Source organism: Pseudomonas sp. NMI542_15, assembly GCF_021283425.1.
Classification (GTDB): domain Bacteria; phylum Pseudomonadota; class Gammaproteobacteria; order Pseudomonadales; family Pseudomonadaceae; genus Aquipseudomonas; species Aquipseudomonas fortuita.
This window is the reverse complement of record NZ_JAJSRO010000029.1, coordinates 16,510-41,719: the sequence shown is the minus strand read 5'-3', so window position 1 is coordinate 41,719 and position 25,210 is coordinate 16,510. Positions and strand designations below refer to the sequence as shown.

Genomic DNA, 25,210 nt, shown 5'->3' with positions numbered 1-25,210 from the left:
CAAATACTATTAGGCTGCCGGTATCATTCTGGCCCTGGGTTGACTCATGTCCACACTTTATCGCACGACGCTGGCAATGTGCTGCCTGGCCTCGATCCTTCCACTCGGCGCCTTGGCCGCCGATGCCGAAAAAACCACTACCACCGAGGCTCCAGCCGCCGAAGCCCCGCGCCCGCCCCTGCTGGAGCGCAGCCAGGAAGATGCCCAGGCGCTGGAGCGGCTGGTGCCAAAGGCTGAGCAGCAGACCCTGCAGGCCGGTGCCGACAGCTTTCTGGCCCTGTGGAAACCGGCTAACGACAACGACCCGCAAGGGGCCGTCATCATCATCCCAGGTGCAGGCGAGACCGCCGACTGGCCCAATGCGGTCGGCCCGCTGCGGCAGAAATTCCCTGATGTCGGCTGGCACAGCCTGAGCGTCAGCCTGCCCGACCTGCTCGCCGACAGCCCGCAAGCGCGGGTCGAGGCCACCCCGCCTGCCGAGCCTGCGAAAGACCAAGGCGAAAGCGCCCCGGCCAAGGACGTGCCGGCCGATGCCAATGCCAACGTCGCCCAGGCCACGGCGGCCGATGCCGATGCGGCAGAAAGCACTGACGCCGAACAGGCCAGCGAGCAGGCGGACCCTGCAGATGCCGAGCGTATCTTCGCCCGCCTGGATGCCGCCGTGGCGTACGCCCAGCAACACAACGCTCGCAGCATCGTGCTGATCGGCCATGGTAGCGGTGCGTATTGGGCGGCCCGCTATCTGAGTGAGAAGCAGCCACCCCAGGTACAAAAACTGGTGATGGTGGCCGCACAGACACCGGCGCGGGTTGAGCATGACCTGGAAAGCCTGGCGCCGACCTTGAAGGTGCCGACGGCCGATATCTATTACGTCACCCGCAGCAGCGACCGCAACGCGGCCGCGCAGCGTCTGCAAGCCAGCAAGCGGCAGAAGGACAGCCAGTACCGGCAGTTGTCGTTGATTGCCATGCCGGGGAACAAGGCTGCGGAACAGGAGCAGTTGTTCCGCCGGGTGCGGGGGTGGATGAGCCCGCAGGGTTGAGCTGAAACCGATGGGGTGCCGTGCACCCCCATCGCGACACAAGGCCGTTCCCACAAGTACTGCGCCCCCTCGGGCTTTGCGCGAACTTGTGGGAGCGGCCTTGTGTCGCGATGGGCCGCACAGCGGCCCCATTTTCACAGGCCCCGGCGCTTACGGATCATGGCGTAGGCCTGATGCAACTCACGGGTACGCTCGGTCGCCTCACGCACCTGCACCTCGCTGGCACCGGTACCCGCCAGCTTGTCCGGGTGATGCCGGCTGACCAGCCGGCGATACGCCTGCTTGACCTTGTCCACATCCGTGTCCGCCTCAACTGCCAGCAAGCGCAACGCTGCGGCATAGGTCATGGCTACCCCTTCCGTTCCGGCTACCTTGCGCGGCTCGTACTCCAGCGACATCGCCTGCACCTGGCGCCGGCTGAGGCCCAGCTTCTGCCCCCAATCCAGCAGCAACTCACGTTCCTTGTTGCCCATCTTGCCGTCGGCCCAGACCATGCGCCAACACGCACGCAGGGTGCCTTCAGCCGCATGCGGCTGCTGGCGAATGCGGCGCAAATGGCTGCCCAGCCGGTCCTTGCCTGCCTTGCCGCGATTGAACGCGGCTATCGCGCGTAGCCGGGCCGCTTCGGCCAGGTCCAGGCGCACCATTTCTTGGCGCGCCTGCCGGATATGCTGCTCGACCACCCGGCCATCGCACTTGGCCAGGCGCCCGAGCATCACGAACAGCAGCTCGTCGTCGCGCAACGCCGAGCGACCGCCCAGGCGTTCGCGCATGTCTTCCCAGCCTTGCAAGCGCAGGCGGCGGTCCATGGCTTGCCCTAACAGCCCCCCGAGCAAGGCCCCCGGAATGCTGGCAACAGCAAAACCGGCACCCATTCCAATCACCGTGCCTGGCCACCACATGTCAGGCGCGCTCGCCAATCAAACGCTCAGCCTCGGCCAGGCGCTCAGGCGTGCCAACATCTACCCAGTGTCCACGGAAGTGCTCGCCAGTGACCTTGCCCTGCGCCATGGCCTGACGCAGCAGCGGCGCCAGCTTGAAGGCACCCGGCCGACAACCGTCGAACAGCGCCGGGTGCAGCACCGAAAGGCCACTGAAGGTCAGCGTGCCCGATGCGGCATCACCATCGACGACCTGCTCGCCTACCAGGCAGAAGTCACCGCGCCCGTGATGGCCAGGGTTGTCGACCAGTACCAGGTGAGCAAGGCCTCGCAAGGGGGCCTGCAGGCCTTTGAAATCGTAGTCGCTCCAGACATCGCCGTTAACCAGCAGGAACGGCGCGTCACCCAGCAATGGCAAGGCCTTGAAGATGCCGCCACCGGTTTCCAGCGGCTCGCCCTCGGGTGAATAACGGACGCTCAGCCCGAAGCGGCTGCCATCGCCCAGGTGGTCTTCGATCTGCTGGCCGAGCCAGGCATGGTTGATCACCACCTCGGTAACGCCCGCCGCGGCCAGGGCGTGCAGGTGGTACTCGATCAGCGGCTGGCCGGCGACCGGGATCAGCGGTTTGGGGGTATGCAGGGTCAACGGGCGCATGCGCTCGCCTTTGCCCGCTGCCAGGATCATTGCCTTCATGCACGCGCTCCGGCCTGCAACTCGGCAATCAGCTCACCCAGCTCCGCCAATTCGGGCCGGCGGCCGATCACTTCTTCTATATAGGCGAAGAAACGCGGCACGTCGCCCAGGTAGCGTGGCTTGCCATCACGGTGGCAAATGCGGGCGAAAATGCCGATGACCTTCAGGTGGCGCTGCACCCCCATCAGGTCGCTGGCACGCTGGAATGCTTCAAAGTCACCCTGCACCGGTATGCCGGCTGCCTTCGCCCGCTGCCAGTAGTCTCGCAGCCAGCCTTCGACCCGTGCTTGCGGCCAGCTGAGGAAGGCGTCCTTGAACAGGCAGGTGATGTCGTAGGTGACGGGGCCGTACACCGCGTCCTGGAAGTCCAGTACACCGGGGTTAGGGGTGCTTTGCATCAGGTTGCGCGGCATGTAGTCGCGGTGCACCAGCACTTGGGGCTGGGCCAGGGCGCTGTCGATCAGCAACTGGCTGACGCGCTGCCAGGTGGCTTTCTGTGCTTCGCTCAAAGCTACGCCAAGCTCCCGCCCCACGTACCACTCGGGGAACAGCTCGACTTCACGGCGCAGTAGGGCATCGTCGTAGCTGGGCAGCGGCGCGCCCATTGGCAGGCGCTGGAAGGCAAGCAAGGCCTCGATGGCATCGGCGAACAATCCGTCGGCGTTGTCGGCATTGATAATGTCGAGGTATGTCTCGGTACCCAGATCGCCAAGCAGCAGGAAGCCGCGCTCCAGGTCCTGGGCATGGATCAGCGGCACATGTACACCAGCGGTGGCCAGCAGGTGATCGATGGCGACGAACGGTCGGCAGTTTTCCTGCGGCGGGGGTGCATCCATGACCACGAAGCTATGGCCCGCACCCTGCCAACGGAAGTAGCGGCGGAAGCTGGCGTCACTGCTGGCGGCGGTCAGGCTGCCTGCAGGCACTTCGCCCCAGGCGTTGTTCCGGAAAAGATCATTGAGCTGCTCATCGAGCCAGACCGTCAGTTGTTGCAGGCGTACATCGTGTTCAGGCATTACAAGGGTCTCCGACGGCCCTAGCCGTCAAGCGGGTCATGCTTTATTATCCAGCATCTTTTTCAGACCATCGAGAGGCGTGCGGCCCCACACGCGGGCAGATGGCACGCAGGAAGCCCGGACTAATAAGATGGCATTGAAATCCCCCGCGTTTCGTAGAAAGTTTCCGTTGCTGGTAACCGGCGGTCTGCTGGCCCTGCAACCTCTGGCCACCTCATATGCAGTGGCAGCCGAACAATTCGACTGCCAAGTGTCCGCCTCCGGTGGTTGGGACTGCAAGCCCAAAGCGCCAGTCAACAACCTGCCACCGCGCCCGGTGCACGAGGGTGCGGCCGTCAGCTCCGGCACAGAAGCCGCGAGCGAAGCCGACACCGCAGACCGGCCGATGCTGGTCACCGAGGCCAAAGGCCGCGGCCTGAAGTCGCGCAGCGAAGACTACAGCCACCTGGACTGGGTACCGCGTGAAAAGCTCACCGCCGCGCAGCTGGCCGAAACCGGGCCGTACTGCGGTGGCGCGTATGTCGAGCCAACCCGCCCGGGCATGGCTGATACCACGCCGAAGGACGAGTCGCCGACCTACATCAACGCCAAGGTGTCCAAGTACCAGCAGGAGCAGCAGATTGCTACCCTCGCCGGTGACGTGGTGATGCGCCAGGGCAGCATGCAGGCCGAAGCCGACGAGGCCAACCTCTACCAGACCGAAAACCGTGGCGAGCTCAAGGGTAACGTCAAGATTCGTGACAACGGTTCGCTGGTGGTCGGTGACCAGGCACAGATCCAGCTCGACACCGGCGAAGCCCAGGTCGACAACGCCGAATACGTGATGCACAAGTCGCACATCCGCGGCAGTGCGCTGTATGCCAAGCGTGGTGAAAACGCCATCATCCGCCTCAAGGACGGTACGTACACCACCTGCGAACCAGGCAGCAACGCCTGGCAGCTGAAGGGCAACAACATCACCCTGAACCCGGCCACCGGTTTCGGTACCGCGACCAACGTTACGCTGCGGGTCAAGGATTTCCCGGTGTTCTATACACCGTACATCTACTTCCCGATCGACGACCGTCGCCAGTCCGGCTTCTTGCCGCCATCGTTCAGCAGCAGCAGCGACACCGGCTTCATGCTGGTCACGCCGTACTATTTCAACCTGGCGCCCAACTACGACGCCACGTTGTACCCGCGTTACATGACCAAACGCGGCTTGCTGATGGAAGGCGAGTTCCGCTACCTGACACCTTCGAGCGAAGGCCAGTTCGGCGGCGCCTACCTGAACGACAAAGACGACGACCGCAAAGACCAGACTGACTACAAAGAACAGCGCTGGATGGTCAACTGGCAGCACAAAGGCGGTTTGGACGAGCGCCTGATGACCGAGGTGAACTACACCGACATCAGCGACCCGTTCTACTTCCAGGACCTGGAATCCGACCAGATCGGCGTTGAAAGCAAGGACTTCCTTGACCAGCAAGGTGCGTTGACCTACCGCGGCGACAGCTACACCGCGCGGTTGAACGTGCACGCCTACGAGGCGGCGACCATTTCGCAGATCACGCCTTATGATCGCCTGCCGCAGATTACCTTCAATGGTGTACTGCCCTCTCAGCCGGGTGGTTTGAACTTCGCTTACGAAACCGAGGCCGCGCGCTTCGAACGCGACTTGAAGAACGACACCGTATTCGACAAGGATGGCAACCTGGACCTCACGGCAGGCCCCGATGGGCGCCGGCTCGACCAGAACATTCTGGGTATTGAACGCGCCAACGGAACACGTTTGAACGTCGCACCGTCAATCAGCTACCCGATGACAGCCAGCTACGGCTTCCTTACGCCCAAGCTGAAGTATGCCTACACCCAGTACGATCTAGACCTGGACAGCAAAGGCAAAGCCGACGCAATCGCCTTGCACAGCGAGAACCCAAGCGCCTATGGGAGCTACGACAGCACCGTGAGCCGCGATGTGCCGATCTTCAGCGTCGACAGCGGCCTGTATTTCGACCGCAACACATCGCTGTTCGGTACCAATTACAAGCAGACCCTCGAGCCGCGCATGTTCTACCTCTACGTCCCGTACAAGGACCAGAAGGACATTCCGCTGTTCGATACCAGCGAAACACTGTTCAGCTACGACTCGCTGTTCCGGGACAACCGTTTCAGCGGTACCGACCGTATTGGCGACGAGAACAAGCTTTCGCTGGGTGTGACCACCCGCTGGATCGAAGACAACGGTTTCGAGCGCCAGAACTTCAGCATCGGCCAGGCTTACTACTTCAAGGACCGCAAGGTCCAGTTGCCGGGCATCGATTATCGCAAACGTGACTACGCGCAGTCTGATGTGTCGCCGTATGCGCTGGTATACAACTACTACTTCAACCGCGACTGGCGCTTCAATTCGGACTTCAACTGGGACCCGGACAGCCACAGCACCCGTTCGGGTAGCGCGATGTTCCATTACCAGCCTGAAGACAATCCGAACAAGGTGGTAAACGTTGGTTACCGCTATCGAAATGACACCATTGCCTATGACTCCTCGACGGGCTCGTGGAGGGTGGACGGCGGCGACTATGGTAACCCGGGCGATCCGAACTACATCAAGGACTACTACAAGATCCAGCAGCATGACTTCTCGGTCATCTGGCCGATCGTTCCGCAGTGGAGCGTCATCGCCCGCTGGCAGCATGACTACAACCGCAACCGCACCCTGGAAGCCATGGGTGGTTTCGAGTACGACAACTGCTGCTGGAAGCTGCGCCTGATCAACCGTTACTGGATCGATTACGACGACTTCAGCCAGGCGCTTCCGCAGAACGAAAAAGGCGACCACGGCATCTTCCTTCAGATCGTTCTGAAAGGCCTCGGTGGCGTAGTGGGCAACAAGGTCGAATCTTTCCTCGACCAAGGCATTCAAGGTTACCGTGAACGTGAAGACCAAGCTTATTGATCGTCTGCGCCCAGTGTTGCTGGGCGCCGCTTTGCTGAGTGGCGCGGTGCATGCCGCGGTACAACCTCTTGATCGCGTGGTGGCCATCGTCGACAACGACGTGGTCATGCAAAGCCAGCTGGACCAACGCGTCCATGAGGTACAGCAAACCATCGCCAAGCGCGGCGGCGGCGTGCCGCCGACCAGCGCCCTTGAACAGCAGGTACTGGAACGCCTGATCGTCGAAAACCTGCAGCTGCAGATCGGCGAGCGCTCTGGCATCCGCATTACCGACGAAGAGCTGAACCAGGCCATCAGCACCATCGCCCAGCGCAATGGCATGTCGCTGGACCAGTTCCGCGCCGCCCTGGCCCGTGACGGCCTGTCGTTCGATGACGCTCGCGAGCAGGTCAAGCGCGAGATGATCATCAGCCGCGTGCGTCAGCGCCGTGTGGCCGAACGCATTCAGGTGTCGGAGCAGGAAGTGAAAAACTTCCTCAATTCCGACATGGGCAAGATGCAGATGTCGGAAGAGTACCGCCTGGCCAACATCCTCATCCCGACCCCGGAAGCCGCCAGCTCGGATGATATCCAGAAGGCAGCGCGCAAGGTGGGTGACGTGTACCAGCAGCTGCGCCAGGGCGCCGACTTCGGCCAGATGGCGATTGCCAACTCCGCCAGCGAAAACGCCCTGGAAGGCGGCGAGATGGGCTGGCGTAAAGCCGGCCAGCTGCCACCCGACTTCGCCAAGATGCTCAGCAGCATGCCGGTCGGTGAAATTACCCAGCCTATTCGCATCCCTAACGGCTTCATCATCCTCAAGCTCGAGGAGAAGCGCGGCGGGAGCGAGAACGTGCTGCGTGACGAAGTGCATGTACGCCACATCCTGATCAAGCCAAGCGAAATCCGCAGCGAAGCGGCCACCGAGCAACTGGCCGAGCGCCTGTACGACCGCATCAAGAACGGCGAAGACTTCGGCGAGCTGGCGAAAAGCTTCTCGGAAGACCCGGGTTCGGCGCTCAACGGCGGCGACCTCAACTGGGTAGACCCGAACAGCCTGGTACCGGAATTCCGCGAACAGATGGCCAACGCCCAGCAAGGCGTAGTCACCAAACCGTTCAAGACCCAGTACGGCTGGCACGTTCTGGAAGTGCTGGGCCGCCGCGCCACCGACAGCACCGAACAGGCACGTGAGCAACAGGCCCAGAGCGTCCTGCGCAACCGCAAGTACGACGAAGAGCTGCAAACCTGGCTGCGCCAGATTCGCGACGAAGCCTACGTTGAAATCAAGCTGCCTGGCGCTGACCAGGCCGCCCAGTGAAGCCCCTGCGCTTCGCCGTCACCCCCGGCGAGCCGGCCGGCATAGGCCCTGACCTGTGCCTGCTGCTTGCCGCAGACGCCCAGCCCCACCCCCTGATCGCCATCACCAGCCGTGACCTGCTCGCCGAGCGGGCCACGCAGCTGGGGCTGGCTGTCAGCCTGCTGCCAGTCGTCCCGGGCCAATGGCCCGACCGACCGGCACCGGCGGGCAGCCTGTACGTGTGGGATACCCCTCTCGCCGCCCCGGTGGTGCCAGGCCAGCTCGACAAAGCCAACGCGGCGTTCGTGCTGGAAACACTGTCCCGCGCCGGGCAAGGCTGCCTGGATGGGCATTTTGCCGGGATGATCACCGCCCCTGTCCACAAGGGCGTGATAAACGAAAGCGGTATCGCCTTCTCAGGGCATACCGAATTCCTTGCCGAGCTGACCCACACCGCGCAGGTGGTAATGATGCTGGCCACCCGCGGCCTGCGCGTGGCCCTGGTGACCACCCACCTGCCGCTGCGTGATATTGCCGACGCCATCACTGCCGAGCGCGTCGAACGTGTAACCCGTATCCTGCATGCCGACATGCGCGACAAGTTCGGCATTGCCAACCCGCGCATACTGGTATGTGGCCTTAACCCGCACGCGGGCGAGGGCGGCCACCTGGGCCGCGAGGAAATCGACATCATCGAGCCGACCCTGGCCCGCCTGCGCACCGAAGGCATGGACCTGCGCGGGCCGCTGCCGGCCGATACCCTGTTTACCCCCAAATATCTGGAGCACTGCGACGCGGTGCTGGCGATGTACCACGACCAAGGCCTGCCTGTACTCAAGTACAAAGGCTTCGGCGCTGCAGTCAACGTGACCCTGGGCCTGCCGATCATCCGTACGTCGGTCGACCACGGCACCGCCCTGGACCTCGCCGGCACCGGCAACGTCGACACCGGCAGCCTGCGCGTCGCGCTGGAAACCGCCTACCAGATGGCCGAGAACCGACCATGAACGAGCAATACCAACACCGGGCGCGCAAGCGCTTCGGCCAGAACTTCCTGCACGACGCCGGCATCATCGACCGCATCCTGCGTGCCATCAACGCCAAGGCCGGCGAACACCTGCTGGAAATCGGCCCAGGCCAGGGCGCCCTGACCGAAGGCCTGCTGGGCAGCGGTGCACAACTGGACGTGGTGGAGCTGGACAAGGACCTGGTGCCGATCCTGCAGCACAAGTTCGCTGGCCGCACTAACTTCCGCCTGCACCAGGGCGACGCCCTGAAGTTCGACTTCAACCAGTTGGGCGTACCGCCGCGCAGCCTCAAGGTGGTAGGCAACCTGCCCTACAACATTTCCACCCCACTGATCTTCCACCTGCTCAGCCATGCCGGGCTGATCCGCGACATGCACTTCATGCTGCAAAAGGAAGTGGTCGAGCGCATGGCCGCAGGCCCAGGCGGTGGTGACTGGGGGCGCTTGTCGATCATGGTGCAGTACCACTGCCGCGTCGAGCACCTGTTCAACGTGGGCCCTGGTGCCTTCAACCCGCCGCCAAAAGTGGACTCGGCCATCGTGCGCCTGGTGCCGCACGAGGTGCTGCCGTTCCCGGCCAAGGACCACCTGCTGCTGGAGCGCGTCGTTCGCGAAGCGTTCAACCAGCGTCGCAAGACACTGCGCAATACCCTCAAAGGCCTGCTCGACAGCGCGGCCATCGAGGCAGCCGGCGTGGATGGCAGCTTGCGTCCCGAACAGCTGGACCTGGCGGCCTTTGTGCGCCTGGCTGACCAGTTGGCTGATCAGCAAGCCTGATATCGCTTGTACCGGCCTCTTCGCGGGTAAACCCGCTCCCACAGGTACGCCACAGCCTTCGAATACTGTGCAATTCCTGTGGGAGCGGGTTCACCCGCGAAGAGGCCGGCGCTGACAGCAAAGACCACAAGCCCCACACCGCTGGCCCTCCCCCCTCCCAATGGCCTAGACTGCATTATTGCGTCAGCTCGCCCAAGGCCCTTGCATGTCCGACCCCCGCTATCAAATCGACGTCAACGTCGTGACTCGCTACCTGAAAGAACAATCCGACCCGGAAAACAGTCGTTTCGCTTTCGCCTACACCATCACCGTCCAGAACAAAGGCTCGCTGAAAGCCAAGCTGCTGTCACGCCACTGGCTGATCACCAATGGTGACGGCGAGGTCGAGGAAGTACGGGGCTCAGGCGTGGTGGGCCAACAGCCCAACATCGACCCGGGCCAGAGCCATACTTACAGCAGCGGTGCGGTGATCACCACCCGGGTGGGCACCATGCAAGGCAGTTATCAGATGTTCGCCGAAGACGGTAAGCGCTTCGACGCCGAGATCGCCCCCTTCCGCCTCGCAGTGCCCGGGGCGTTGCACTGATGGCAACCTACGCCGTCGGTGATCTGCAGGGCTGCCTGCAGCCCCTCAAGTGCCTGCTGGAACGTGTCAGTTTCAACCCGGCCGTTGACCGCCTGTGGCTGGTCGGTGACCTGGTCAACCGCGGCCCCGAATCACTGGAAACCCTGCGTTTTCTGTATTCGATACGCCAGTCGCTGGTGTGCGTGCTCGGCAACCATGACCTGCACCTGCTGGCCGCCTGGTACAACGTCGAGCGCCTGAAGAAAAGCGACACGCTGCGCGAGATCATCGAAGCACCGGATGCCGACCAGCTGTTCCACTGGCTGCGCCAGCAAAAACTGCTGCATTACGACGAGGCAAGGGGTATCGCCATGTCGCACGCCGGCATCCCGCCGCAGTGGACGCTCGGCCAGGCCCTTGGTCTTGCGGCTGAGGTGGAAGAAGTATTGCGCGACGACGGCCGCCTGAAGCTATACCTCGACGGCATGTACGGCAACGAGCCGAACAAGTGGAGCAAGAACCTCTCCGGCATCGAACGCCTGCGGGTCATTACCAATTACTTCACGCGCATGCGCTTCTGCACCGCCGAGGGGAAACTTGACCTCAAGAGCAAGGAAGGCCTGGGCACCGCGCCCAAGGGCTACAAGCCCTGGTTTGCCCACAAGGACCGCCGCTCGCGGCATGTGAAGATCATTTTCGGCCACTGGGCTGCCCTCGAAGGCCGGGTCAACGAGCCAGGCGTCATCGCCCTGGACACCGGCTGCGTGTGGGGCGGCGCCATGACCTTGTACAACGTCGACAGCGGCGAATACCACCGTTGTGACTGCGCCGACGACGGCACCCTGCGCCAGCCGGCACAACCCACTACACTCAACGACCACACCCGAAGGAAGTAGTACCCATGAGCGAATTCAAGCGCATCCCTCCCGAGCAGGCCTTGGAGCTTCGCAAGCAAGAAGGTGCGGTCGTCATCGACATTCGCGACTCCCAAGCCTTCGCCGCCGGTCATATCACCGGTGCCCGGCACCTGGATAACCATTCGGTTGCCGATTTCATCCGCAACGCCGACCTCGATGCACCTACCCTGGTGGTCTGCTATCACGGCAATTCCAGCCAGAGCGCTGCCGCCTACCTGGTCGGCCAGGGCTTTTCCGACGTGTACAGCGTGGACGGCGGCTTTGAACTGTGGCGCGCCACCTACCCGGCCGAGACCGCCCAAGGCACCGCCGAATAAAAATTTTCATTTCTACTGCAGCCCGCGCCCTGTGCGGGCTTGCGGCTTATCTGACGAACGGTAGTTCGCAACTTCTCCGCCCCTCCCCCTTGAACTTGCCGATAACCAACTATTCTTAAGCGCAGGCCATCCAGAAAAAGGGGAGAGCCGGTACACCGGCGTGCGGGTCATCGGTAGCGTTACAGGGTGTTCTGGGGGGTATACAGCAGCCGGCAAAACCGGTTGCATGCCAGCATCAGCTGACTGATCCGGCGTCGTCTCCACGTATCGAGCGAGGTGACGTCATGAGTATTTTTAGCCACTTCCAACAACGTTTCGAGTCCACGCGCCAGGAAGAACTCTCGCTGCAGGAGTACCTCGAGCTGTGCAAAGAGGATCGCAGTGCCTACGCATCGGCGGCCGAACGGCTGTTGCTGGCCATCGGTGAGCCAGAGCTGATCGACACCTCTACCAACTCCAGGCTGTCGCGCATCTTCTCCAACAAGGTTATCCGCCGCTATCCGGCCTTTGCCGACTTCCATGGCATGGAAGAGTGCATCGACCAGATCGTGTCTTATTTCCGCCACGCCGCCCAAGGCCTGGAAGAAAAGAAACAAATCCTCTATCTGCTGGGCCCGGTGGGCGGCGGTAAATCGTCGCTGGCCGAAAAACTCAAGCAGCTGATGGAAAAGGTACCGTTCTATGCCATCAAGGGCTCGCCGGTATTCGAGTCGCCCCTGGGGCTGTTCAACGCTACCGAAGACGGGGCCATCCTCGAGGAAGAGTACGGCATCTCGCGGCGCTACCTGAACACCATCATGTCGCCCTGGGCCACCAAACGCCTGCAGGAGTTCGGCGGCGACATCAGCAAGTTCAAAGTGGTCAAGCTGTACCCATCGATCCTCAACCAGATCGCCATCGCCAAGACCGAGCCGGGCGACGAGAACAACCAGGACATTTCCGCCCTGGTCGGCAAGGTCGATATTCGCAAGCTTGAGGAATTCCCGCAGAACGACGCCGATGCCTACAGCTATTCGGGCGCGCTGTGCCGGGCCAACCAGGGCCTGATGGAATTCGTCGAGATGTTCAAGGCCCCGATCAAGGTCCTGCACCCACTGCTCACGGCCACCCAGGAAGGTAACTACAACAGTACCGAGGGGCTGGGTGCCATTCCGTACACCGGCATCCTGTTGGCCCACTCCAACGAATCGGAGTGGCACACCTTCCGCAACAACAAGAACAACGAGGCGTTCATCGACCGGATCTACATCGTCAAGGTGCCGTACTGCCTGCGCGTCAGCGATGAGATCAAGATCTACGACAAGTTGCTGATCAACAGCTCGCTGGCCAAGGCCCATTGCGCGCCAGACACCCTCAAGATGCTCGCCCAGTTCACGGTACTTTCGCGCCTCAAGGAGCCAGAGAACTCCAACATCTACTCGAAGATGCGCGTCTACGACGGCGAGAACCTCAAGGACACCGACCCCAAGGCCAAGTCGATCCAGGAGTACCGGGACTCGGCAGGCGTCGACGAGGGCATGAACGGCCTGTCGACCCGCTTCGCCTTCAAGATCCTTTCCAAAGTCTTCAACTTCGACCCACACGAAATTGCGGCCAACCCGGTTCACCTGCTGTATGTGCTTGAACAGCAGATCGAACAGGAACAGTTCCCTGCCGAAGTGCGCGAACGCTACCTGCGCTACCTGAAGGAGTACCTGGCACCGCGCTATATCGAATTTATCGGCAAGGAAATCCAGACCGCCTACCTGGAGTCCTACAGCGAATACGGCCAGAACATTTTCGACCGCTACGTGCTGTACGCCGACTTCTGGATCCAGGACCAGGAGTACCGCGATCCGGAGACCGGCGAAATCCTCAACCGCATCGCCCTCAACGAAGAGCTGGAGAAGATCGAGAAACCGGCCGGTATCAGCAACCCGAAAGATTTCCGCAACGAAATCGTCAACTTCGTGCTGCGTGCCCGTGCCAACAACAACGGGAAGAACCCGAGCTGGCTGAGCTATGAAAAGCTGCGGGTGGTGATCGAGAAGAAAATGTTCTCCAACACCGAAGACCTGCTGCCGGTCATCAGCTTCAACGCCAAGGCCAGCAAGGAAGACCAACAGAAACACAACGACTTCGTCACGCGCATGGTGGAGCGTGGCTACACCGACAAACAGGTTCGCCTGCTGTCGGAATGGTACCTGCGGGTCAGGAAATCGCAATAAAGCGGCAAGCTTCTAGCCGCAAGCTGCAAGCTGCCCGGCGTCGGCGCTTCTGTCTACGCCACAGCTTGCAGCCGCGGTGGCTGCTCTTTCTTGCAGCTTGAAGCTCGTGGCTTGCAGCTGCATCCAGTCACCGGAGGGACCATGAGCTACGTTATAGACCGACGCCTGAACGGCAAGAACAAGAGCACGGTCAACCGCCAGCGCTTCCTGCGGCGGTACCGTGAACACATCAAGAAAGCCGTCGAAGAGGCGGTAAGCCGCCGTTCCATCATGGACATGGAACATGGCGAGCAGATCAGCATTCCGGGCCGCGACATCGACGAACCCGTGCTCCACCACGGTCGTGGGGGTAAACAGACCGTTGTGCACCCCGGCAACAAGGAATTCACTGCCGGCGAACATATCCCCAGGCCGCAAGGTGGCGGCGGGGGTGGCGGCGGCCGCGGCAAGGCGGGCAACTCCGGCGACGGCATGGATGACTTCGTCTTCCAGATCACCCAGGAAGAGTTTCTCGAGTTCATGTTCGAGGATCTCGAACTGCCCAACCTGGTCAAACGTCACCTTACCGGCACCGACACCTTCAAGACCGTACGCGCAGGTATAGCCAACGAGGGCAATCCGTCACGCATCAACATCGTGCGCACCCTGCGCTCGGCGCATGCCCGGCGTATTGCCCTGACCGGCAGCAGCCGCGCACTGCTGCGCGAAGCACAAAAGGAACTCGACCGCCTGCGGGTCGAGGAGCCGGACAACTTCACCGATATCCAGGAAATCGAACAGGAAATCGAGCGCCTGAAGGCACGCATTAACCGCCTGCCCTTCCTCGACACCTTCGATCTCAAATACAACCTGCTGGTCAAGCAGCCCAACCCCAGTTCCAAGGCGGTGATGTTCTGCCTGATGGACGTCTCCGGCTCCATGACCCAGGCCACCAAGGACATCGCCAAGCGCTTCTTCATCCTCCTGTACCTGTTCCTCAAGCGTAACTACGACCGCATCGAAGTGGTGTTCATCCGCCACCACACCAGCGCCCGGGAAGTCGACGAGGAAGAGTTCTTCTACTCACGGGAAACCGGCGGCACCATCGTCTCCAGCGCGCTCAAGCTGATGCAGGAGATCATGGCCGAACGCTACCCGGCCAGCGACTGGAACATCTACGCCGCCCAAGCGTCGGACGGCGACAACTGGAATGACGACTCGCCAATCTGCCGCGACATCCTCTCCAAGCAGATCATGCCGCACGTGCAGTACTACACTTACGTTGAGATCACTCCCCGTGAGCACCAGGCGCTGTGGTATGAATACGAGCGCATCGGCGAAGCATTCCCCGACACGTTCGCCCAGCAGCAGTTGGTATCGGCCGGCGACATCTACCCGGTCTTCCGTGAACTCTTTCAGCGCAGGTTAGCCACATGACCGCCAGAGCACAGAGACGCCAACCCATTTCCACCGGGTCCGAGTGGACGTTCGAGCTGATCCAGACCTACGACCGGGAAATCAGCCGCCTGGCCGAGCGTTACGCCCTGGACACTTACCCCAACCAGATCGAGGTCATCACGGCCGAGCAGATGATGGACGCCTATGCCTCGGTCGGGATGCCGCTGGGTTACCACCACTGGTCCTACGGCAAGCAGTTCCTCAGCACAGAGAAGTCCTACAGCCGCGGCCAGATGGGCCTTGCCTACGAGATCGTGATCAACTCCGACCCGTGCATCGCGTACCTGATGGAAGAAAACACCATGTGCATGCAGGCACTGGTGATTGCCCACGCCTGCTACGGCCACAACAGCTTTTTCAAAGGCAACTACCTGTTCCGCACCTGGACCGACGCCAGCTCGATCATCGACTACCTGGTGTTTGCCAAGCAGTACATCGCCCAGTGCGAAGAGCGCCACGGCATCGACGCTGTGGAAGACCTGATCGACTCCTGCCATGCCCTGATGAACTATGGCGTGGACCGCTACAAGCGGCCCTACCCTATCTCCGCAGAAGAGGAACGGCGCCGACAGAAAGAACGCGAGGAGCACTTGCAGCGCCAGATCAACGACCTGTGGCGCACCATCCCGAAAAGCGCCGAGCGGGGTAATGAACGCGATGATGCGCGCTTCCCCGCCGAACCACAGGAAAACATCCTCTATTTCATCGAGAAGAACGCCCCGCTACTCGAACCCTGGCAGCGTGAGGTGGTGCGCATCGTGCGCAAGATCGCCCAGTACTTCTACCCGCAGCGCCAGACCCAGGTAATGAACGAAGGTTGGGCAACCTTCTGGCACTACACGCTGATGAACGACCTGTACGACGAAGGGCTGATCACCGAAGGCTTCATGATGGAGTTCTTGCAGTCGCACACCAGCGTGGTGTTCCAGCCCGGCTTCGACAGCCCCTATTACAGCGGCATCAACCCCTACGCGCTGGGCTTTGCGATGTACACCGACATCCGCCGCATGTGCGAGAACCCGACCGAGGAAGATCGCCACTGGTTCCCCGACATTGCAGGCAGTGATTGGCTTTCTACCATCAAGTTCGCCATGAGCAGTTTCAAGGACGAGAGCTTCATCCTGCAGTACCTGTCACCCAAGGTGATGCGCGACCTCAAGCTGTTCAGCATCCTTGATGACGACCAGCGCGACGACCTGCTGGTGCCAGCCATTCACGATGAAGCCGGCTATCGGGTGATTCGTGAGCTGCTGGCCGCGCAGTACAACCTGGGCAACCGTGAACCGAACGTGCAGATCTGGAGCGTCGACCGTCGCGGTGACCGCTCGCTGACCCTGCGCCACCAGCAACACAACCGCAAACCGCTGGGCGACTCTACCGAGGAAGTGCTCAAGCACCTGCATCGCCTGTGGGGCTTCGATATCCACCTGGAGACCGTGCAGGGCGAGCAAGTGATGAAAACCCACCACATGCCACCCCGTGGCGAGCATGGCGAAAGCGCGGACTACGGGCGCATGGACCTGGCAGTCATTCACCATCTCTAGTGCACCGCCATAACGGCCGACGGGTTATCCTGTCGGCCGTTATGGAGAGTTGCACATGCACATCTACAAAGTCGGCGGCGCCGTGCGCGACCGCCTGCTCGGCCGCCCCGTCAGCGATATCGACTGGCTGGTGGTAGGCGCCACCGTCGAAGAAATGCACGCCAAAGGCTATAGGCCGGTAGGCGCCGACTTTCCGGTGTTCCTGCACCCGAAAACCGGCGAGGAATATGCCCTGGCCCGTACCGAGCGCAAGAGCGGGCGCGGTTATGGCGGGTTCACTTTTCACGCCAGCCCTGACGTCACCCTGGAAGAAGACCTGATCCGCCGTGATTTGACCATCAACGCGATGGCCGAGGACGAAGCGGGGACGGTGTACGACCCCCACCATGGCAAAGACGATCTGGAAAATCGAATTTTACGCCACGTTTCTCCGGCATTTGCCGAAGATCCCTTGCGCGTTCTGCGCGTTGCGCGCTTTGCTGCCCGGTATGCACCGCTGGGTTTCCGGGTTGCCGAAGAAACGCTTGCACTGATGCGCCAGATCAGTGCCTCTGGCGAACTGCAGGCGCTGACTGCCGAGCGCAGCTGGAAGGAGATCGAGCGGGCGCTGATGGAGGCAAAACCCCAGGTTTTCTTCCAGGTGCTGCGCGATTGCGACGCCCTGCCGGCCATGCTGCCTGAGCTTGTTGACGATGCACAGGCCTTGGCGGCGCTGGAGCAGGCAGCAGCGCATGAACAGCCCCTGCACGTGCGCTGGGCCTGCCTGTTGCGCGGGCTGGCACCGGCCTCGATAAAAGCCGTCAACCAGCGTCTGAAGGCACCGCGTGAGTGCCAGGAACTGGCCCTGCTGACAGGCGAATGCCTGGCGCAGGCGAATCAGGCGCTGGAGCTGCCTGCCACGGCACTGCTGGAACTGTTGCAGAAGTTCGATGTTTACAGGAGGCCGCAGCGGTTCGAGGACTTTGTGGTGGTCTGCGAGATGGCGGCGCTGGGCGATGGCGAGCAAGGTTACCCACAGGCCGATTACCTGCGAGGCGCAGCAGCGGCGGCGCGAGCGGTGGATGTGAAACCACTGGTACAGGCCGGGCTGACTGGCCAGGCCCTGGGCGAAGCGCTCAAAGCCGAGCGGCTGAAAGCGCTTGAGGCTTACCAACTCGTCTGACCTTCCCGGCCCTTTAGCCGCGAAAGGGCCGAAACAGGCTTAAGCGGGGGTCAGCTGCAAACCGCGCCACTCGAAGGCGACCGGGGCCAGTACCTGGTCAATCTGTGCCTCTTGCCACAACCGGGCCATGGTCTTGCCCGCGCCCGGATGCATCAGCTGAGGGGCCAGTAACGACAGCGGCCACAGCACAAAAGCGTTCTTCAGGATCTCGGCCCGAGGCAACACCAGCCCATCGAACGTGCCGTGCAGATCGTCATACATCAGCACGTCGATATCCAGCGGCAGCCCTTTGCGGTCCGGCGCGTAACGGCCATTCTCGGCCTCGATGAACTTCAATCGACGGTCCAGTTCGATCAGCGGCAGCGCGGTTTGCCCGGTCACCACGAAATTGATGAACGGCCCGCTCTTGATCCCCACCGCCTGGCTTTCGAACACCGGCGAGCAGCGCATGTCTGTGAGGATGCCCGCCAACGCATCGAGCCCGGCGCACAAATGCGCCTCACGGTCGATGTTGCTGCCAAGGCCCAGGTAAACCGTGCTCAGAGACATCCGCGCTCGATCTCCACGCCAACACCGCCACGGGCCGCTGGTACCGCACCCGGCTTGGTCAGCTTCAGCCGCACCCAAGGGATATGGAATTCTTCCATGAGCGTTGCCACCAGGCGCTCGGCAAAGGTTTCCACCAACTCGAAACGCGCCTGCTCGGCAAACGCCTGGATGCGCGCCGACACACTGGCATAGTCCAGCGCCAGGCTCAGCTCATCACCCGCTGCGGCCGGGCGGTTGTCCCAGGCAAAGCTCAGGTCCAGGCGCAAGCACTGGCGAATATCCCGCTCCCAGTCATAGGCACCGATGACGGTATCGACTTCCAGGCCTTCGATGAACACTCTGTCCAAGCACTTCTCTCCACAGCACGACAAGGGCGACTGGCGCCGTTAGAATCAGGGCGTCCTCGCCCGGAATAGTTAGCATGTTTTGGTTACTGGCGTTGCTCGCCTACCTGCTCGGCTCGCTGTCCTTCGCCATTCTCCTCAGCCGCCTTTCGGGCAGCCCGGACCCGCGTTCCAGCGGCTCAGGCAATGCCGGCGCCACCAACATGCTACGCCTGGCGGGCCGCAAAATGGCGATCCTGACCCTGCTTGGCGACCTGTGCAAGGGCCTTTTGCCGGTATTGCTCGCCCGCCTTGCCGGGCTGGACCTGCACGCGCAGGCCTGGGTGGGCGTATGCGCGGTACTGGGCCACCTGTTCCCCCTGTACTTCCGTTTCCAGGGCGGCAAGGGCGTGGCGACGGCTGCCGGCATGCTCATGGGCCTGTATTTTCCGGCCGCGCTGCTGGCGATCGGCGCCTGGCTGCTGACCTTCTACCTCACCCGTACCAGCTCGCTGGCGGCGCTGATTGCCACGCCATTGACCTTGCCATTGCTGGCCTGGCGCGAGCCCGAAGCCTTGCTGCCGATCACCGTGCTGACCGTGTTGATCGTATGGCGCCACCGCAAAAACCTGCGCGACCTGTTCGCGGGCCGCGAACGGCACTTCTGAACGTTCGCCATCAAACACTACAGCGGCGGTAACTGCTCCATCGGCCAGCGTGCCTGCACGCTGATCGCCAGGTCCTGCTGCTGCCCGGCCAACAGGCGCTGGCAACCGGCGTAAGCGATCATCGCGCCGTTGTCGGTACAGAACTGCGGGCGCGCGTAGTACACGTTGCCCTTGATGCTGCCGAGCATGTCCTCGAGCGACGCACGCAAGGCCTTGTTGGCACTCACGCCACCCGCGATGACCAGGCGTTTGAGGCCAGTCTGCTTGAGCGCCCGCTTGCACTTGATGGTCAAAGTCTCCACCACCGCCTGCTGGAATGCCAGGGACAGGTCGCAACGGGTTTGCTCACTGTCGTCGCCAGCATTCTTGCATTGCTGCCAGGTGTTGAGGGCAAAGGTCTTGAGGCCGCTGAAGCTGAATTCCAGCCCCGGGCGGTCAGTCATCGGCCGCGGGAACACGAAGCGCCCAGGTACGCCCTGCTCGGCCAGGCGCGCGATTTCCGGGCCGCCGGGGTAGTTAAGGCCGATCAGCTTGGCGGTCTTGTCGAACGCTTCGCCGGCGGCATCGTCCAGGCTCTCGCCCAGCAGCTCGTACTGGCCGATGCCATCGACGCGTACCAGCTGGGTGTGGCCGCCCGAAACCAACAAAGCGACGAACGGAAACTCAGGTGGGTTTTGTTCCAGCATGGGCGCCAGCAAGTGGCCTTCCATGTGGTGCACGCCAATCGCCGGAATGTCCCACGCAAAGGCCAGCGCCTGGGCGCATGAGGCGCCCACCAGCAATGCCCCGACCAGGCCAGGACCCGCGGTGTAGGCGATGGCGTCGATCTCGGTGGCGACGCAACCCGCCTCCTCCAGCACCTGGCGGATAAGCGGCAACATGCGCTTTACGTGGTCACGCGAGGCCAGTTCGGGCACCACACCGCCAAACACGCGGTGCAGGTCAATCTGGCTGAACAGTGCGTCGGCCAGCAGGCCGCGCTCGCTGTCGTATAATGCGACGCCAGTTTCGTCGCAGGATGTTTCCAATCCCAGTACTAGCATGGGCTCGTCCCTTGTGGGGGCTGAATTCGAAGGCGCGCATGATAGTCCCCGTGTCGGACGCCGACCAGCGGTTTTCGATCAGAGGCTTTGCATTCCGGCTTGCTAAGGGTTAACATCCGCAACCCTTGAAAACCGACGTTCTCCAGCACACCTTTGTTTTGCCAGGAGCACGTCTACCCCGGTAATGAATTAAGGTAGCCCTGGATGCCAGCCGTCAAAGTTAAAGAGAACGAACCCTTCGACGTAGCTCTGCGTCGTTTCAAGCGCTCCTGCGAAAAAGCCGGTGTACTGGCTGAAGTTCGTAGCCGCGAGTTTTACGAGAAGCCGACCGCAGAGCGTAAGCGCAAAGCAGCTGCTGCTGTTAAGCGTCACGCCAAGAAAGTTCAGCGCGAACAGCGCCGCGCCGTTCGTCTGTACTAATACAGGCGTTCTACGCAAAGCTTCTGCCCTGCCCGGTTAACCACCGGGCGATGGCAGCGGTCGCTTCAAACTTGAGCAGCTAGCTCAAGGCCCTGCACAAGCTCATGCGAACTGCATACGGGGCAACCTGCCTGAAACGTCAGAGCTGGTCTTTCTTGTTGTATGACCAGACGTGCACGTCCGACTGACGGGCCCTTAGGGGCTGGCGACGAGCACACACTCCCTCACACTTCCCCAATCAGCACTCGCCCTATTCGGCGCGTGAGCGATTAGACTTGCCAGTTGCCAGATGACGAGACTGCCATGGCCGGGCTGATTCCCCAGAGCTTCATTGACGACCTGATCAACCGCCTCGACATCGTCGACGTGGTGAGTTCGCGCGTCCAGCTGAAAAAAACCGGCAAAAACTACTCCGCCTGCTGCCCATTCCACAAGGAGAAGACCCCTTCCTTCACGGTCAGCCCCGACAAGCAGTTCTACTACTGCTTCGGCTGCGGCGCCGGCGGCAACGCCTTGGGCTTCGTCATGGACCACGACAACCTGGACTTCCCCCAGGCTGTCGAAGAACTGGCCCGCGCCGCAGGCATGGAAGTGCCCCGCGAGCAAGGGCGCCGCGACCAGAAGCCTCGCCAGCCAACCGACTCGCCACTGTACCCGCTGCTGGACGCCGCCTCGGAGTTCTATCGCCAGGCCCTGCGCAGCCACCCGACCCGCAAGGCCGCAGTGGACTACCTCAAAGGCCGCGGCCTGTCCGGAGAGATCGCCCGCGATTTCTGCCTGGGTTTCGCACCGCCCGGCTGGGACAACCTGCTCAAGCACCTGGGGGCCGACACCCTGCAGCAAAAGGTGATGATCGATGCCGGCCTGCTGATCGAGAACGCCGAAAGCGGCAAGCGCTACGACCGCTTCCGCGACCGGGTAATGTTCCCCATCCGTGATAGCCGCGGGCGCATCATCGCCTTCGGCGGCCGGGTACTGGGCGACGACAAACCCAAGTACCTGAACTCCCCGGAAACCCCGGTGTTCCACAAGGGCCAGGAACTGTACGGGCTGTACGAGGCGCGCAAGCACAACCGCAACCTCGACGAAATCATCGTCGTCGAGGGTTACATGGACGTCATCGCGCTGGCTCAGCAGGGCCTGCGCAACGCCGTGGCCACCCTTGGCACCGCCACCAGCGAAGAGCACCTCAAGCGTTTGTTCCGGGTAGTGCCCAGCGTGCTGTTCTGCTTCGACGGCGACCAGGCCGGGCGCAAGGCCGCCTGGCGTGCGTTGGAGTCAACCCTGTCGAACCTGCAGGACGGCCGCCGCGCGCGCTTCCTGTTCCTGCCCGAGGGCGAAGACCCAGACAGCCTGGTGCGTGCCGAAGGCACCGATGCCTTCAAGGCCCGCATCAACCAGCACGCCCAGCCGCTGGCCGATTACTTCTTCGAGCAACTGGGCGCTGAAGCCGACCCGCGATCACTGGAAGGCAAGGCGCACATGGCGACCCTGGCCGCACCGTTGATCGAAAAGATCCCCGGGGCCAACCTGCGCCAACTGATGCGCAACCGCCTGAAAGAAATCACCGGCCTGGACCCACAACAGGTCGAGCAACTGGCGCAACAAGCTCCGCCAGCCAGTAGCGTGCCGGACTACGACCCTGGCTACGACTACGATGCCATGGCCAGCTACACCCCTGATTTCGGCGACATGCCGCCGCAGCACGACTTCGCCCCCGCTCAGCAGGAACCGGCATGGAAGCCGAACAAGGGCGGCGGTAAAAAGCAGTGGAGCGACAAACCCTGGGACAAGAACCGCAAGGGCGGCAAGCCCTGGCAGCAACGTGACGAAGCGCCACCGCGCGTGCCAGCACCGGTCGAACCACCTACCCTGGCGGCCCTGCGCACCCTGCTGCACCACCCGTTGCTGGCCGGAAAGGTCGAAGATGCCAGCCACTTTGCCGACGAAGAACACCTGTACAGCCAGCTGTTGGTGGCATTGATCGAAGCCGCACAGAAAAATCCTGGGCTAAGCTCAATGCAGCTGATTGCACGTTGGCATGGCACCGAACAGGGCCGCCTGCTGCGGGCCCTGGCGGAAAAGGAATGGCTGATCGTGGCCGACAACCTTGAACAACAGTTTTTCGACACTATAACTAGCTTGTCCGCCCGCCAACGCGAGCGCAGCCTGGAACAACTGCTCAGGAAATCACGTCAAAGTGAATTGACCAGCGAGGAAAAAACCCAGCTCCTCGCCTTGCTGAGCCGGAAAGTTCCCGCACAAACGCCGACCTCATCTGGCGCGTGAGGCCCATGCTCGGGTATAATCCTCGGCTTGTTTTTTGCCCGCCAAGACCTTCAGTGGATAGGGTGTTATGTCCGGAAAAGCGCAACAGCAGTCTCGTATCAAAGAGTTGATCACCCGCGGTCGTGAGCAGGGCTACCTGACTTACGCGGAGGTCAACGACCACCTGCCTGAGGATATTTCAGATCCTGAACAGGTGGAAGACATCATCCGCATGATCAACGACATGGGGATCAACGTATTCGAGAGTGCTCCGGATGCGGATGCCCTTCTGTTGGCGGAAGCCGACACCGACGAAGCCGCGGCCGAAGAAGCCGCTGCTGCGTTGGCGGCAGTTGAAACCGATATCGGCCGCACGACTGACCCGGTGCGCATGTACATGCGCGAAATGGGTACCGTCGAGCTGCTGACCCGCGAAGGCGAGATCGAAATCGCCAAGCGTATCGAGGAAGGCATCCGTGAAGTGATGGGCGCCATCGCCCACTTCCCGGGTACTGTCGATTACATTCTCAGCGAATATGACCGCGTCACCACCGAGGGTGGCCGCCTGTCCGACGTGCTCAGCGGCTACATCGACCCTGACGACAACATCGCCGCGCCGACCGAAGAGGTGCCGATCCCTGGCGCCAAGGCCGCAGCCGCGAAGGAAGAGTCCGACGACGAAGAGGAAGAGTCCGAAGGCAGTGACGACGAGGAAGAGACCGAGAGCGGTCCGGACCCGGTAGTCGCAGCCCAGCGTTTCGGTGCGGTATCCGACCAGCTTCAGGCGACTGTCAAGGTCGTGAAGAAGAACGGTCGTGCCCACAAGGAAAGCATCGAGGCCCTGCAAGCCCTCGCCGACCTGTTCATGCCGATCAAGCTGGTACCCAAGCAGTTCGAGGTGCTGGTAGAACGTGTTCGTGATGCACTGAACCGTCTGCGTCAGCAAGAACGCGCCATCATGCAGCTGTGTGTGCGTGATGCCCGCATGCCGCGTGCCGACTTCCTGCGCATGTTCCCCAGCAACGAAACCGACCAGACCTGGAGCGGTGACCTGGCCAAGCGCAACACCAAATGGGCTGCCGCCCTGGGTGAAAAGGACGCCGCCATCGTTGCTTGCCAGCAGAAGCTGATCGACCTTGAGACCGAAACCGGCCTGACCGTTGCCGAGATCAAGGACATCAACCGTCGCATGTCGATCGGCGAAGCCAAGGCCCGCCGCGCCAAGAAAGAAATGGTCGAGGCGAACCTGCGTCTGGTGATTTCCATCGCCAAGAAGTACACCAACCGTGGCCTGCAGTTCCTTGACCTGATCCAGGAAGGCAACATCGGCTTGATGAAGGCGGTGGACAAGTTCGAATACCGTCGCGGCTACAAGTTCTCGACCTACGCCACCTGGTGGATCCGGCAGGCGATTACCCGCTCGATCGCCGACCAGGCACGCACCATCCGTATTCCGGTGCACATGATCGAGACGATCAACAAGCTCAACCGTATTTCCCGCCAGATGCTGCAGGAAATGGGTCGCGAACCGACCCCGGAAGAGCTGGGCGAGCGCATGGAAATGCCTGAGGACAAGATCCGCAAGGTACTGAAGATCGCCAAAGAGCCGATCTCCATGGAAACCCCGATCGGTGACGACGAAGATTCGCACCTGGGCGACTTCATCGAGGACTCGACCATGCAGTCCCCGATTGATGTGGCCACGGTCGAAAGCCTCAAGGAAGCCACCCGTGACGTGCTCTCGGGCCTGACTGCACGCGAAGCCAAAGTGCTGCGCATGCGTTTCGGTATCGACATGAACACCGACCACACCCTCGAAGAGGTGGGCAAGCAGTTTGACGTAACGCGTGAGCGGATCCGTCAGATCGAAGCGAAGGCGTTGCGAAAACTGCGCCACCCGACTCGCAGCGAGCACCTGCGCTCCTTCCTCGACGAGTGATGACAAAACCCCGGCCCAGGCCGGGGTTTTTCTTTTCTGCCTTTTGAAGCGCTCGCGGTCCCTGTAGAAGCAGCCTTGTGCTGCGAAGAGGCCATCCGGGTCACCGAACACCTCCGCCCATACCGGCCCTTTCGCAGCACAAGGCTGCACCTACACGTCTCTCGCTTACCCCACGCTTGCGCAATGCCCGTCTACAC

The 25,210-nt window shown here is 61.9% G+C and carries 22 protein-coding genes; 16 read left to right on the top strand and 6 right to left on the bottom strand.

Annotated elements, in window-relative coordinates; translation table 11 throughout:
* Positions 1-46: 46 nt before the first annotated feature.
* On the top strand, positions 47-1,042 hold the full coding sequence (locus tag LU684_RS27400) for an alpha/beta hydrolase family protein (protein WP_016484619.1): 996 nt from the start codon (positions 47-49) through the stop codon (positions 1,040-1,042).
* A 134-nt stretch (positions 1,043-1,176) separates the two neighbouring features.
* Here the strand turns inward: LU684_RS27400 and LU684_RS27395 are convergent, their stop codons facing one another.
* Genes LU684_RS27395 through LU684_RS27385 form a run of 3 tightly spaced genes read right to left on the bottom strand, consistent with a single transcriptional unit; the run spans position 1,177 to position 3,633 of the window.
* Positions 1,177-1,944 (bottom strand): TerB family tellurite resistance protein, encoded by a 768-nt coding sequence (locus tag LU684_RS27395; protein WP_016484618.1) that lies wholly within the window; start codon positions 1,942-1,944, stop codon positions 1,177-1,179.
* A gap of 1 nt (position 1,945) precedes the next feature.
* Positions 1,946-2,617, bottom strand: coding sequence for an N-acetylmuramate alpha-1-phosphate uridylyltransferase MurU (gene murU / locus LU684_RS27390; protein WP_232895251.1), 672 nt, complete (start codon positions 2,615-2,617; stop codon positions 1,946-1,948).
* Positions 2,614-3,633, bottom strand: a complete 1,020-nt coding sequence (locus LU684_RS27385; protein ID WP_016484616.1) for an aminoglycoside phosphotransferase family protein — start codon at positions 3,631-3,633, stop codon at positions 2,614-2,616. Before LU684_RS27385 ends, murU begins: the two co-directional genes overlap by 4 nt.
* Positions 3,634-3,763: 130 nt before the next feature.
* Here LU684_RS27385 and LU684_RS27380 point away from each other — a divergent pair, with 130 nt between their 5' ends.
* From LU684_RS27380 to LU684_RS27330, 11 genes are all read left to right on the top strand, one after another.
* Positions 3,764-6,571, top strand: coding sequence for an LPS-assembly protein LptD (locus LU684_RS27380; RefSeq protein WP_060517971.1), 2,808 nt, complete (start codon positions 3,764-3,766; stop codon positions 6,569-6,571).
* Positions 6,552-7,871: a peptidylprolyl isomerase SurA gene (surA, locus tag LU684_RS27375; RefSeq protein WP_033731906.1), complete on the top strand. Its 1,320-nt coding sequence runs from the start codon at positions 6,552-6,554 to the stop codon at positions 7,869-7,871. Before LU684_RS27380 ends, surA begins: the two co-directional genes overlap by 20 nt.
* On the top strand, positions 7,868-8,857 hold the full coding sequence (gene pdxA, locus LU684_RS27370; protein WP_016484613.1) for a 4-hydroxythreonine-4-phosphate dehydrogenase PdxA: 990 nt from the start codon (positions 7,868-7,870) through the stop codon (positions 8,855-8,857). Before surA ends, pdxA begins: the two co-directional genes overlap by 4 nt.
* Positions 8,854-9,654 (top strand): 16S rRNA (adenine(1518)-N(6)/adenine(1519)-N(6))-dimethyltransferase RsmA, encoded by an 801-nt coding sequence (rsmA, locus tag LU684_RS27365; RefSeq protein WP_016484612.1) that lies wholly within the window; start codon positions 8,854-8,856, stop codon positions 9,652-9,654. Before pdxA ends, rsmA begins: the two co-directional genes overlap by 4 nt.
* A 205-nt stretch (positions 9,655-9,859) precedes the next feature.
* The gene (apaG, locus tag LU684_RS27360) at positions 9,860-10,240 is read left to right on the top strand and encodes a Co2+/Mg2+ efflux protein ApaG (RefSeq protein ID WP_016484611.1); all 381 of its coding nucleotides are present in this window, start codon (positions 9,860-9,862) and stop codon (positions 10,238-10,240) included.
* Entirely contained in the window at positions 10,240-11,115 is an 876-nt protein-coding gene (locus LU684_RS27355) for a symmetrical bis(5'-nucleosyl)-tetraphosphatase (RefSeq protein WP_016484610.1), read from the top strand. Before apaG ends, LU684_RS27355 begins: the two co-directional genes overlap by 1 nt.
* A gap of 5 nt (positions 11,116-11,120) precedes the next feature.
* Positions 11,121-11,453, top strand: coding sequence for a thiosulfate sulfurtransferase GlpE (glpE, locus tag LU684_RS27350; RefSeq protein WP_049273771.1), 333 nt, complete (start codon positions 11,121-11,123; stop codon positions 11,451-11,453).
* A gap of 284 nt (positions 11,454-11,737) precedes the next feature.
* Positions 11,738-13,660: a PrkA family serine protein kinase gene (locus LU684_RS27345; RefSeq protein WP_016484608.1), complete on the top strand. Its 1,923-nt coding sequence runs from the start codon at positions 11,738-11,740 to the stop codon at positions 13,658-13,660.
* A 141-nt stretch (positions 13,661-13,801) separates the two neighbouring features.
* On the top strand, positions 13,802-15,076 hold the full coding sequence (locus LU684_RS27340; protein ID WP_016484607.1) for a YeaH/YhbH family protein: 1,275 nt from the start codon (positions 13,802-13,804) through the stop codon (positions 15,074-15,076).
* On the top strand, positions 15,073-16,641 hold the full coding sequence (locus tag LU684_RS27335; protein WP_016484606.1) for a SpoVR family protein: 1,569 nt from the start codon (positions 15,073-15,075) through the stop codon (positions 16,639-16,641). The genes LU684_RS27340 and LU684_RS27335 overlap by 4 nt, the downstream gene beginning before the upstream one ends.
* Positions 16,642-16,696: 55 nt before the next feature.
* Positions 16,697-17,803 (top strand): multifunctional CCA addition/repair protein, encoded by a 1,107-nt coding sequence (locus LU684_RS27330; protein WP_016484605.1) that lies wholly within the window; start codon positions 16,697-16,699, stop codon positions 17,801-17,803.
* Between the two features lie 39 nt (positions 17,804-17,842).
* Here LU684_RS27330 and folK read toward each other — a convergent pair whose 3' ends face one another.
* Positions 17,843-18,352 (bottom strand): 2-amino-4-hydroxy-6-hydroxymethyldihydropteridine diphosphokinase, encoded by a 510-nt coding sequence (gene folK, locus LU684_RS27325; RefSeq protein WP_016484604.1) that lies wholly within the window; start codon positions 18,350-18,352, stop codon positions 17,843-17,845.
* Positions 18,343-18,699, bottom strand: coding sequence for a dihydroneopterin aldolase (folB, locus tag LU684_RS27320; RefSeq protein ID WP_016484603.1), 357 nt, complete (start codon positions 18,697-18,699; stop codon positions 18,343-18,345). The genes folK and folB overlap by 10 nt, the downstream gene beginning before the upstream one ends.
* 74 nt (positions 18,700-18,773) lie before the next feature.
* On the opposite strand from folB, the gene plsY reads away from it, so the two are divergent.
* Positions 18,774-19,343, top strand: a complete 570-nt coding sequence (plsY, locus tag LU684_RS27315) for a glycerol-3-phosphate 1-O-acyltransferase PlsY (RefSeq protein WP_016484602.1) — start codon at positions 18,774-18,776, stop codon at positions 19,341-19,343.
* Between the two features lie 17 nt (positions 19,344-19,360).
* Here plsY and tsaD read toward each other — a convergent pair whose 3' ends face one another.
* A complete protein-coding gene (gene tsaD / locus LU684_RS27310; RefSeq protein WP_016484601.1) occupies positions 19,361-20,386 on the bottom strand; it encodes a tRNA (adenosine(37)-N6)-threonylcarbamoyltransferase complex transferase subunit TsaD in 1,026 nt (341 codons plus the stop codon).
* A 204-nt stretch (positions 20,387-20,590) separates the two neighbouring features.
* Between tsaD and rpsU the strand changes: the two genes are divergently transcribed.
* The 3 genes from rpsU (at position 20,591) to rpoD (ending at position 25,013) form a co-directional block, all read left to right on the top strand.
* The gene (rpsU, locus tag LU684_RS27305) at positions 20,591-20,806 is read left to right on the top strand and encodes a 30S ribosomal protein S21 (protein ID WP_003255575.1); all 216 of its coding nucleotides are present in this window, start codon (positions 20,591-20,593) and stop codon (positions 20,804-20,806) included.
* Between the two features lie 303 nt (positions 20,807-21,109).
* Positions 21,110-23,095, top strand: a complete 1,986-nt coding sequence (gene dnaG, locus LU684_RS27300; protein WP_016484600.1) for a DNA primase — start codon at positions 21,110-21,112, stop codon at positions 23,093-23,095.
* 67 nt (positions 23,096-23,162) lie between these two features.
* Positions 23,163-25,013: an RNA polymerase sigma factor RpoD gene (rpoD, locus tag LU684_RS27295; RefSeq protein ID WP_016484599.1), complete on the top strand. Its 1,851-nt coding sequence runs from the start codon at positions 23,163-23,165 to the stop codon at positions 25,011-25,013.
* The last annotated feature ends 197 nt before the right edge of the window (positions 25,014-25,210 follow it).